Annotated in this window: 1 pseudogene; it reads left to right on the plus strand. The window is 67.7% G+C overall.

The features are described from left to right. Positions 1–467, plus strand: a pseudogene (locus AAE029_RS36215) (bifunctional methylenetetrahydrofolate dehydrogenase/methenyltetrahydrofolate cyclohydrolase); the annotation flags it as partial.

A 467-nucleotide genomic window follows, 5' to 3' on the forward strand; every position in this document is an offset into this window, starting at 1 on the left:
ACCGGCCTGATCTCCTGCACGCCGGCCGGCGCCATGGTCTTCGTGCGGCGCACCCATGGTGAGGATCTCTCCGGTCTGACCGCCGTCGTCATCGGCCGCTCCAACCTGTTCGGCAAGCCGATGGCGCAGCTTCTGCTCAACGCCAATGCGACGGTGACGACGGCGCATTCGCGTACCCGCGACCTGCCTGCCGTCTGCCGCGGCGCCGATATTCTCGTCGCCGCCGTCGGCCGTCCCGAAATGGTCAAGGCCGATTGGGTCAAGCCCGGCGCCACCGTCATCGATGTCGGCATCAACCGCATTGCCGCACCGGAGAAGGGCGAGGGCAAGACCCGGCTTGTCGGCGATGTCGCCTTTGCAGAAAGTGCCAGGGTCGCCGGCACCATCACCCCGGTTCCGGGCGGTGTCGGACCGATGACGATCGCCATGCTGATGGCCAACACCGCCATCGCCGCCCATCGCAAGGC

This window comes from Sinorhizobium sp. CB7 (assembly GCF_041357635.1).
Classification (GTDB): Bacteria; Pseudomonadota; Alphaproteobacteria; order Rhizobiales; family Rhizobiaceae; genus Rhizobium.